The organism is Deltaproteobacteria bacterium (assembly GCA_009930495.1).
Taxonomy (GTDB): domain Bacteria; phylum Desulfobacterota; class Desulfovibrionia; order Desulfovibrionales; family Desulfomicrobiaceae; genus Desulfomicrobium.
This window is the reverse complement of the sequence record RZYB01000105.1, coordinates 1-9,853: the sequence shown is the minus strand read 5'-3', so window position 1 is coordinate 9,853 and position 9,853 is coordinate 1. Positions and strand designations below refer to the sequence as shown.

General features: G+C 58.3%; 14 protein-coding genes and 2 tRNA genes. 9 read left to right on the top strand and 7 right to left on the bottom strand.

The window, feature by feature from the left end; genetic code table 11:
* Both EOL86_09450 and EOL86_09445 read right to left on the bottom strand, forming a co-directional pair.
* On the bottom strand, positions 1–272 hold a 272-nt coding region (locus tag EOL86_09450; protein ID NCD25799.1), incomplete at its 3' end, for an amino acid ABC transporter permease.
* Between the two features lie 96 nt (positions 273–368).
* Positions 369–1,112, bottom strand: coding sequence for an amino acid ABC transporter substrate-binding protein (locus EOL86_09445; GenBank protein NCD25798.1), 744 nt, complete (start codon positions 1,110–1,112; stop codon positions 369–371).
* A gap of 214 nt (positions 1,113–1,326) precedes the next feature.
* Between EOL86_09445 and EOL86_09440 the strand changes: the two genes are divergently transcribed.
* Both EOL86_09440 and EOL86_09435 read left to right on the top strand, forming a co-directional pair.
* On the top strand, positions 1,327–2,247 hold the full coding sequence (locus EOL86_09440; protein NCD25797.1) for a DMT family transporter: 921 nt from the start codon (positions 1,327–1,329) through the stop codon (positions 2,245–2,247).
* Between the two features lie 158 nt (positions 2,248–2,405).
* Positions 2,406–2,669 carry an RNA-binding protein gene (locus EOL86_09435; protein ID NCD25796.1) on the top strand — a complete coding sequence of 88 codons (264 nt, stop codon included), beginning with the start codon at positions 2,406–2,408 and terminating at the stop codon, positions 2,667–2,669.
* Between the two features lie 221 nt (positions 2,670–2,890).
* Here EOL86_09435 and EOL86_09430 read toward each other — a convergent pair whose 3' ends face one another.
* The 4 genes from EOL86_09430 to EOL86_09415 form a co-directional block, all read right to left on the bottom strand.
* Positions 2,891–3,313 (bottom strand): DUF4079 domain-containing protein, encoded by a 423-nt coding sequence (locus EOL86_09430; protein NCD25795.1) that lies wholly within the window; start codon positions 3,311–3,313, stop codon positions 2,891–2,893.
* Between the two features lie 96 nt (positions 3,314–3,409).
* Positions 3,410–4,303: a serine acetyltransferase gene (locus EOL86_09425; GenBank protein NCD25794.1), complete on the bottom strand. Its 894-nt coding sequence runs from the start codon at positions 4,301–4,303 to the stop codon at positions 3,410–3,412.
* A gap of 2 nt (positions 4,304–4,305) precedes the next feature.
* The gene (cysK, locus tag EOL86_09420; protein NCD25793.1) at positions 4,306–5,235 is read right to left on the bottom strand and encodes a cysteine synthase A; all 930 of its coding nucleotides are present in this window, start codon (positions 5,233–5,235) and stop codon (positions 4,306–4,308) included.
* Positions 5,236–5,387: 152 nt separating this feature from the next.
* Entirely contained in the window at positions 5,388–5,690 is a 303-nt protein-coding gene (locus tag EOL86_09415; GenBank protein ID NCD25792.1) for an HU family DNA-binding protein, read from the bottom strand.
* 199 nt (positions 5,691–5,889) lie between these two features.
* Here EOL86_09415 and EOL86_09410 point away from each other — a divergent pair.
* The 5 genes from EOL86_09410 (at position 5,890) to EOL86_09390 (ending at position 7,874) form a co-directional block, all read left to right on the top strand.
* Positions 5,890–5,966: transfer RNA gene (locus EOL86_09410), tRNA-Arg, on the top strand.
* 200 nt (positions 5,967–6,166) lie between these two features.
* Entirely contained in the window at positions 6,167–6,697 is a 531-nt protein-coding gene (locus EOL86_09405; protein ID NCD25791.1) for a hypothetical protein, read from the top strand.
* Positions 6,698–6,747: 50 nt separating this feature from the next.
* Positions 6,748–7,422: a GntR family transcriptional regulator gene (locus EOL86_09400; GenBank protein NCD25790.1), complete on the top strand. Its 675-nt coding sequence runs from the start codon at positions 6,748–6,750 to the stop codon at positions 7,420–7,422.
* Positions 7,423–7,475: 53 nt separating this feature from the next.
* A tRNA-Leu gene (locus EOL86_09395) sits at positions 7,476–7,562 on the top strand.
* 102 nt (positions 7,563–7,664) lie between these two features.
* Positions 7,665–7,874 (top strand): hypothetical protein, encoded by a 210-nt coding sequence (locus tag EOL86_09390; protein ID NCD25789.1) that lies wholly within the window; start codon positions 7,665–7,667, stop codon positions 7,872–7,874.
* On the opposite strand, the gene EOL86_09385 is transcribed toward EOL86_09390, so the two are convergent.
* Positions 7,845–8,489 (bottom strand): 16S rRNA (guanine(527)-N(7))-methyltransferase RsmG, encoded by a 645-nt coding sequence (locus EOL86_09385; protein NCD25788.1) that lies wholly within the window; start codon positions 8,487–8,489, stop codon positions 7,845–7,847. The genes EOL86_09390 and EOL86_09385 overlap by 30 nt on opposite strands.
* Positions 8,490–8,583: 94 nt before the next feature.
* Here EOL86_09385 and EOL86_09380 point away from each other — a divergent pair, with 94 nt between their 5' ends.
* On the top strand, positions 8,584–9,522 hold the full coding sequence (locus tag EOL86_09380) for an ACP S-malonyltransferase (GenBank protein NCD25787.1): 939 nt from the start codon (positions 8,584–8,586) through the stop codon (positions 9,520–9,522).
* Positions 9,519–9,853, top strand: a 335-nt coding sequence (gene argS, locus EOL86_09375) for an arginine--tRNA ligase (GenBank protein ID NCD25786.1), incomplete at its 3' end; no start/stop codon positions are given. The genes EOL86_09380 and argS, both read left to right, overlap by 4 nt.

Sequence of the window (9,853 nt, the reverse complement as noted above, 5' to 3'; positions counted from 1 at the left end):
GCGGCCAGCGCGCTCAAATTGAAGCCCAGAAAATTGAACAGACCGAAATAAAAAAGAAAAAGGAGCACAAGAATGGGAACGCCCCGAAAAAACCAGACATACAGGCCGCACGCGATCCGGATTGGCCCGCGTCCGTAGACCTGGCCCACGGCCAAGGGGACGCCAATGAAGAGCCCTAAAAACATGGCGCCGACCACCGCGACAACGGTGACGGCGGCACCTTGCAGAATATAGGGCAAGGCATCGACAAGAACGGGCAGGATTTCATTCATGAACGAGACAAATCCTCAGCTCGGCGCGGGGCCTGGCAAAAAAACGGGAAGGCCGGAGTGTTCCAGGCCTTCCCGAGGGTTCACGCGGAAACGAGACTACTTGTTCAAATGCTTGGCGATGAGTTCTTCCCAGTACGGATCGGCCTTGAGTAGCTCGAAGCCTTTATTCAGCTTGTCCAGCAGTTCCTTGTCATCCTTGCGCACGGCCGCGCCAAAAGGCTCCACCTCGCCAAAGATGCCGATAATCCGCACTGGCTTCTTCTGCTCGGCGTCGCGGGCCGGGGGATAGTTCATGGCGGCCACGTCGATGCGACCGTTGACCACGTCCTCGATGGCCATGGCGGCGGAGTCGTAGTAGCGGATTTCAAACTTCCAGCCCTGCTTCTTTTTTTCCTCCTCCATCCACTTGGCCTCGGAGGTGCCGGCCTGCATGCCCACGGTCAATTCTTTTCCATAAATCTCTTCGGCCTTCAGCGCGGAGTCTTTCTTGGTCACGAAAACGTTTTTCACTTCCCAGTACGGCGTGGTGAAATTGACCTTTTCGGCCCGTTCCGGAGTGATGGTCATGCCCGAACAGATGAAGTCAATCTTCTTGGCCAGAAGATTGGGAATGATGCCGTCCCAGTCCACGGGCATGTGCTTGACCTGGAAACCCATCTTGGCCGCGATCCAATTCACTGCGTCCACGTCGAAACCACTGGGCTTGCCGCTCTGGTCAACATACGCGAAAGGCGGGTAGTTGGCGTCGATGCCGTTGATCAGAACTTTCTCCCCGGCCAGGGCATTGCCGGCAACCAAACACACATGGCAGACAATCAGAAAGGCAGCGCGTTTGAGCATGTTCTCCATCCTTTTGAAAACGTTTGACAAAAGAAATTCCCTACAGAACAAGGAAGGCTCGATGCCTACATCCTGGCGGTGGGTTTCAACAAACACCCAACACGGGCATCGGTGTTTGTCCGACACCAGCGCCCCATGCCAACGCATCGAATTGCCTAGCAGGTAACGTCATTTTCCAAAAATCGCAATGTTCGCCGCATCCGGTCAATTATCGATGAACAATCAAAAAAAAGCCTATTTCCACGCACTCCTGGCGGTTTGCCTGTGGTCCACCGTGGCCACGGTTTTTAAGCTGTCCCTGCGGCATCAAAGTCCGGAAGCCCTCGTCTTCGTGGCCAGCCTGACCTCGAGTCTGGTCCTGGCCGGCATTCTGGCCGCGCAAGGCCGCCTGCGCGAAATCGCAACCCTGACCTGGACCAGCATCCGCCCATCCCTGCTCTTGGGGGCCCTGAATCCTTTTCTCTATTATCTGGTCCTGCTGCGGGCCTACAATCTGCTGCGCGCCCAGGAAGCCCAGGTCATCAACTACACCTGGGCCATTACCATGACCATCCTGTCCGTGCCGATGCTCAAACAACGCATCCATGGCTTGCGATATCTGGCCATTGGCCTCAGTTACTGCGGCGCCTTGATCATCTGCACCCAGGGCGAACTGACCGAACTCCGCATCGACAGCCCACTTGGTTTTTCCCTGGCCATGGGCAGCACGGTCATCTGGGCGTTGTTCTGGATTCTTGGCGTCAAGGACAGCATGGACCCGGTTTTACGACTTTTCGTCAATTTTTGCTGGGGAACACTTTATAGTGGAATCTGGAGTGTTGTTCATGGGGCGACGTTCAAGCCCAACTGGCCGGGGATGCTTGGGGCGATGTATATCGGCGTGTTCGAGATGGGCGTGACCTTCGTGCTGTGGATGAGTGCTCTCAAACTCTCCCGCACCACGGCCCAGGTCAGCGCCCTCATTTATCTGGCCCCATTTTTGTCACTGTTCTTCATTCATTTTCTGCTTGGCGAGGCCATTTTACCGTCAACCGTGGTCGGCCTGGGCTTCATCCTGGCCGGGACCACGGTCCAGAAAATCGCCGACAGCCAGGCCAAAGACAAGCCCGAGAGCCAGGCCGCGCCCACCCAATGAGCCGCCGTCATACCCGTTGACAGATCATAAGACCCCGCCTAAAACTTGAATCTTCACGGCGACCGATCGTTTCATGGGAGACGGCCGGGTCTCCGGCGCGGACCTGTCTTTTGAAAAGCCGCGTTTTTTTCTTTACCTTCTTCTTTGGAGTGAGTGTCTTGTCCAAGAACATCTATGTTGGAAATTTGTCCTGGTCGACAACCGATGCCGATCTGCGTTCCCTTTTCTCCCAGTATGGCGAAGTGACTTCCGCCCAGGTCATCGAGGACCGCGCCACCGGCCGTTCACGCGGGTTCGGTTTCGTGGAAATGGATGACGCCGGTGCCCAACAGGCCATCGACGCCCTGAACGGCAACGAATTTCAGGGTCGCCCCCTGAAGGTCAACGAAGCACAGCCCCGCGAACGCCGTCCTCGTTACTAAGCAACCCTGTTCGTACTCAAGGAAAAGCCCGTCTCAAGACGGGCTTTTTTTTGGGATATTTGAACCCCGGCGACCACTGATGGCACTTCTATTTCAAGACGAATATCACGCCTGGGAACGCGGGCGTCTCGCCCGCATGAAAGCGGCCAGGATGGCCGCGCTCCCAGGGATGTCCAGGGCTTTGCTCAAAAACGGATACATGCCGTGATTTACAAATCGGATCAAAGCAAGGAATCCCGGACAATGACCGAACCCGTGACCATCAGGGCCACCGCCAAAAGCACGGCCAGGGTGTTGAACACCCCATGGACCAACGGCATGTATTTACGCGGCATCTTGGTGCGATCCATGATCACGCCAGTGATGTAACCGGCGGCGATGCAGGGCATCATCAACTGTCCAAGCCAATAATGGTTGCCCGTGATGCCGTTGCGTTCCCACTGCGTGCTGACCGCGTACTGTCCAAGGACCAGGCCGGCCATCCAGAGAATGTGCGCGGTCTTGCCAAACTTGACATGCTCCTTCCACAAAAATTTCCCGGACATTCCAAAATGATTGGCCCGAAACCGGACCCAGCCCAAGTGCAGGGCGTAAAAAGCAATACCAGTCGCGACAAGCTGAAGCAGGGGATGAATCCAGAGCATGGGGACTCCTTGGGATAATTGAAGAAAAAGGGCCTACACGCGCAGACCCGGCATAAACGGGGACATGACCGTTGACAAGACCGGAAACCACGCGGCCTAAAGATTGCGATAGATCTTGGTGCCGGGAGGAACGTCGTCCACCACCCAGACGTTACCTCCAATGACCGCTCCCGCGCCAATGGTGATCCGGCCGAGGATGGTCGCCCCGGAATAGATGGTGACGTTGTCCTCGACAATGGGATGTCGCGCGATACCCTTGACCAGCCGCCCGTCATCTTCCTTGGGGAAACTTTTCGCGCCCAGGGTCACGCCCTGGTAAAGACGGACATTCTTGCCAATGACGCAGGTTTCGCCAATGACCGTGCCCGTGCCGTGGTCGATAAAAAAGGACTCGCCAATGGTCGCCCCGGGATGGATGTCGATGCCCGTGGCCGAATGGGCCATTTCGGTGATGATGCGCGGGATGAGAGGCACGCCCAAGGCGTGCAGCTCATGGGCGAGGCGATAATTCGTCCCGGCCAGGATGGATGGATAGCAAAAAATGGTTTCCCCCGGATTTTTGGCCGCCGGATCGCCGGCAAAAGCGGCCTGAACATCCGTGGCCAGCAGATGCCGCACCCGTGGCAAGGTCCGCAAAAATTCGTTGGCCAGGCGCTCGGCCCGCTCCGTGCATTCCACGGAGCAGGACCGTGGATCCTTTTCGCAGGCGAAGCAAAACCCCCGCTCCACCTGTTGGGTGAGCTCCCGACGAACTTTTTCCAGTTTGGAACCCACAAAATAGGCCATGTTTTGCGGCGTGATGTATGTTTCCTTGAAAAATCCAGGGAAAAGAATGGATCGCAAGCGCTCCACGACCTCGGTCAGCATTTCCACCGACGGCATGGGGGATCCAAAGGACGGCTGGTGATACACGCCCATGTAGGACTCCGGGGCGCAGAGGCTTTCCACGACCTCGGTGATGACAGTGTCGGCCTTGAGATATTTGCCCATGCTCACTCCCGCGAGGCAAAAAGTTCGGTGGACAGGTATCGCTCGCCCGTGTCGCAAATCTGGGTCACGATGAGCTTGCCCGCCATTTCAGGCTCGCAGGCAAGCTGCCGTGCGGCCCAGACATTGGCTCCCGAGGAAATGCCGCACAATATCCCCTCCTCCCGGGCCAGGGCGCGGGCCGTGTTCATGGCGTCTTCGTTGGTGACCGGGATGATCCGGTCCAGAACCTTGCGATCCAACACGGTGGGAATAAAATTAGCTCCAATCCCTTGGATTTTATGCGGCCCAGCCGTGCCACCGCCAAGAAGCGGCGAGGCCGAGGGTTCAACGGCCACGGTCACAAGGCCTGGTTTGCGCCGCTTGAGGGCGCGACCAACGCCGGTAATCGTCCCTCCGGTGCCCACGCCCGCGACAAAGACATCGACCTGGCCATCGGTGTCCCGCCAGATCTCTTCGGCCGTGGTTCGTTCATGCATGGCCGGGTTGGCGGGGTTGACGAATTGTCCGGGCATGAAGCCGTTGTCCAGGGAGGCCAGGATTCGTTCCGCCTCGGCCACGGCACCAGCCATTCCCATGGCCGCCGGAGTCAACACCAGTTCCGCGCCCAGGGCGGCCAGGAGCATGCGCCGTTCCACGCTCATGGATTCGGGCATGGTCAAAATAAGATGATAGCCGCGCACGGCGCAGACAAAGGCCAAGCCCACGCCGGTGTTGCCGCTGGTTGGTTCCACAACCACCGTTCCGCGACTCAAGAGGCCAGCGCGCTCCGCCTCGTCGATCATGTTCAAGGCAATGCGGTCCTTGACGGATGCCAGTGGGTTGAAAAATTCGAGCTTAAGCACAATGTCGGCCACACAGCCCGGCGTTGAACGATTGAGGCGCACCATGGGGGTATTGCCAATCAATTCGGTCATGGATGACGCGATACGCATGTATCCTCCGGAAAAAATAACGACGAGCCCGGAAATGGCCCAGGATCACGTGGAAGTCCAGGCCAAAACGGCGCGCCCCCTCCCCTACCGCGAAGCTGGCCAACGCCGACTCGACGTTTCGCGCGACAATTCATCTCCATGAATTTTTGGGGCTATTCAAGATCCCGGGTGATGAAATCCAGGCTCATGACCGCGGTCTTGAGTTTGGCCGCCGGTGAAAACCTGACGCCACGCGCCGCGGGGATATCGAGTTCTTCGCCACTGCGTGGATGACGGCCCTTGCGCGGAGCCCGATCCACAACGGCCATGGTCCCGACCCCTGGTAACGAAATTTTGTCGCCACTACTCAGGGATTCGGTGATGCTGTCCACCAGGGCGGCCACGATGCGCTCGGCTTCGGCTTCGGAATAGCCCATTTCACTTCTCAATCGTTCCACCAGATCTGATGTGTTCATGCGGACCTCGACATGGTTCGGGCAGGGATTTTTGTGTCTCTCTTCATATAGACAAGACCCGGGCAGCGGTAAAGGACCGTGCATATCGACGGGCGTGTTTTCTCGAAACGGTCACGGGCCGCGTCCAATCACCTTCCGACGGTACTTTTTCCCCTGCTTGACTTCGCGTGTAAGCGGCAATAGAGCGTCATTCCGCGCCGCGCCCGTAGCTCAGTTGGATAGAGTGCCTGACTTCGAATCAGTCGGTCGCAAGTTCGAATCTTGCCGGGCGCACCAGAAAAAACCGGGATCCCCTTGTGGTGGATCCCTTTTTTGTTGTATGCACCCAGAAAACTAGGAACGCAGCACTTCCGATCTTCACCAAAAATGATCGTTGAAAGAGCTCGTGAATTGTGGAAAAAAAGATTGTCGATCAATTTGGACGCCAGCAACCTGTCCTCGCCTTTATCCACCCACTCCTTCGAACGGTGCACCTCATGGAACAGAACACACATCACGCCGCCAGAAAAAACACCAAAATTTCCTTTCGAACCGACGAGGCCACTTTCGCCAAGCTCAAGGCCATCTGCCGGACCGAAAACAAAACCGTTTCGTCCCTGATCGAGGGACTTCTCGCCGAGCATGTTCTGAACTGTGAAACGTCCCTCCCCATTCCCGACGAAAAACGTCAGGGGCCGCGTAAAAAATGCTCCATTCCCGTGGTCGTCTCCACCCAGACCCCCACGGGCCGAACTTATGGCACGGGAGTCATCGTCAGTATTTCCATCACCGCCATGCAGATCGTTTTGACCGAAGCGCTGGACGAGGCCATGCTCGGAAACGAATTCCACGCCTTGTTCAGCTTGCCCACCAAACCACTGCCGCTGCTTCTGCCCTGCCATATCGCGCGCACGGATTACCGTCATGGCGAATATGTTGCCATCGCCACGTTGCACAGCCCCGACGAAGAAGTGACGCACGCCATCGAGGCCTTTCTGGGCGCGGCGGGTCGTTTTGACCGCCAGTAAAAGAGGCCAGTCTATTTTTTATCAACTTCCATCGCGCTGGGAACATCATCATGGAGCATAAAGGCCTGCTGAAACGGCGCGTCCTGCGGGACGACGTCGCCGAATATCTCATGGAGACCATCCTCAAGGGCGATCTGGCTCCGGGAGACAAGATCGTCGAATCCAAGCTCGCCCGGGAACTCTCCATCAGCCAGGGCGCGGTACGCGAAGCCATCCGCGACCTCATTGCCCAGGGAGTCTTGGAAACCGAGCCCTACAAGGGCACCCGCATCCGGACATTAAGCAAGGAACAGTTGACCGATTATTACGAGGTGCGCACGGAAATCGAGGCATTGGCGGTGCGCTGGAGCATCGTCAAGCATCAATCCCGATTCCTGGACCTGGCGTTTCTCAAGAGCTGCGTCGAGAACATGGCCCTCTGCGTCGAAAAAAACGACACCAAAAACATGCGCAAGCACGACATGGCCTTCCATTTGACCATCATGAAGGGCGCGCACAGCGAGTCCCTGCTCAAGGCCTGGAACGCGCTGGGAAACTACTATTGGTCATACATCGCCGTGCACTATGACCACGCGGCGTCGTTGCTCCCGCAGCAGGTCGAAAAGCATCGGACCATGTACGAGGCCATTGCCGCCGCCGACGTGACCGCCTACACGCAGTGCGTGCGCGGCCATTACTTCGATGTCGACTCCTTGCTGCCAGGTCCACGCTCCGGCCTGAAATGAAATAGAACTTGCCAAGCGCGTCCATGTCGCATACTGAAGTTTCTTCATGCCGAGCCGAAGTGGTGGAATTGGTAGACACGCTAGGTTCAGGGTCTAGTGGGGGTTCCCCCATGGGAGTTCGAGTCTCCCCTTCGGCACCACGAACAGAAAAGAGGGTCTCAGCACGCCGCTGAGGCCCTCTTTTTCGTCCGTTTTATACCGGCGTGGGGTTCAGGACCACGCCATCACCCCGGGGAGGTCACATGCTCAACGAAAAGTTCTTGAACGAATTCGAGGAATACCTCACCTCCGGTCGTCTGGAGGAAGACTATGGCTATTCCGCCGAGGACCGCAAAATGGAAATCCTGGAATATCTGGAACGGTTCATGGACTTGGCCGAGGAAGTGGACAAGGTGGCCACCAAGCTCCTCATGCCGCACCTTTCAGAAGTCTTCCCGGACAAGCGACAATAACCAGAGATACCGTTTTTTTCCCGCCACCGCATATTCGCGCGTGGTTTCCAGAGCATAACCGTCAACCGTCCCGTCGGGGCGGGCGTCGTTGCTCATGATCAGAACCCGGCCACCCGGAGCCAGATAGCCGCTCACCTCGGTCAGCAATGCCCGCCAGGGTTTGAAGGCCCGGCTGACGATCAGGTCCGCCGCGCGTCGCGCCGGGGGCAGGTTCTCCATGCGGGCGCACAGCACCCTGGTCCGGGGCAATCCCATGGAAACCACGGCCTGCTCCATGAAAATGGCCCGCTTTTGCCTTGGCTCCACCAGGAAATACTCGCCTTCCCGCCAAAACACCCGCAGCGGGATTCCCGGCAATCCGGCGCCAGCGCCCAGATCCAACGTTTCACGCGGCGGTTCGAGATCGGCCAGCAGATCGGCCAGATGCCAGGAATCCTGGATCAGGGTTGTCAGCACGTCGGCCCAGGTTGACGGTCCGACGAGATTCATGCGCGCGTTCCATTTGACCAAAAGGCCCAGATACATGGTCAGCAGGTGGCATTCTTCGTCTCGCAAGGCACGGCCCAAGGCGCGGGCCAGATCGTTCACTTCGGATTCAATGGGAATGTGATTCATGCGGTTTTCCGGTATGCGGCGAAGGGGGATTTCACCCCTTTACCTGCATGGAGGCTACGGATACAAGCAGCGCAGCTCAAATGTTGGAGGTTTCATGCAAGGTATAAGCATCGTATTTCCCGGCCAGGGTTCCCAGGAACCCGGGATGGGTCGGGACGTGGCCGAGCAGTGGTCCGAGGCCATGGATCTGTGGAAAAAAGCGGAAGCCCTGAGCGGCCTGCCGCTGCGCGAAATATATTGGGACAGCGACGAGACGGCCATGGCCGTGACGCGGAATCTGCAACCCGCCCTGGCCGTTGTCAATATCGCCCTGTGGCGTTTCGTGGCGTCAAAAATCGAACCAGCGGCCGTGGCCGGGCACAGCCTGGGCGAATACGCGGCCCTGTGCGCGGTCTCGGTCCTGTCCGTGGACCAGATGCTGGAGCTGGTCTGCCTGCGTGGCAAGCTCATGGACGAGGCCACCAACCAGGACGGTCGCATGGCCGCCATCCTCAAGCTCGATCAAGCCAAGGTCGAAGGACTTGTCGCGGCGGCCGCCGTCCAGACCGGTCGGGAAATCCGCATCGCCAACTACAATACTCCGGCCCAATTCGTGATCAGCGGCCACGCCCAGGCCGTGGACGTCGTCTGCGCCAGCGCGGAGCCCCTCAAGGGCCGGGCCATGGTCCTGCCGGTCAGCAACGCCTTCCATTCCCCCTACATGGCCGAGGCCGGCGCGGAACTGGCCCGCTACATGGACAAACTGGACTGGCGCGACCCCAAAATCCCGATCTACCTCAACGTCACGGCCCACACCGAGACGACCGGCGCGGCCATCAAGGACATCATGAAGCGTCAGATGACCTCGTCCGTGCTCTGGACCCAGACCATCGAAAACCAGTACGCCAGCGGTCTGCGCACCTTCGCCGAGCTTGGCCCCAAGGGCGCCCTGTCGCGCATGGTCGGCCAGATATTGAAGGACAAGGACGGCGTGAAATCCGTATCCATTAGCACTCTCGAACACGCCGCCCAGGTGGAGGAACTCCTGTCATGAAAGCCAGAACCTATATCGCCGACAAACTGACCGCCCTCATGGCCGCGCGCGGTCTGGACCTGCCAGCCAAGACGACCATCGAAGCCCCGAAAAGCGAACAGCACGGGGACATGGCCACCAATATCGCCATGGTCATGCCCAAGGAAAAGGGCCAGAACCCGCGCGCCCTGGCCGAGGTCATCAAGGCTGAACTGGAAGCGGCCTGTCCGGAGCTGGAACGCATCGACATCGCCGGCCCGGGCTTCATCAATTTCACGTTCAAATCCGCGTTCTGGCAATCCGTGGCCCTGGACGCCCTGGCCCTGGGCGCCAATTTCGGCCGCGTGGACAT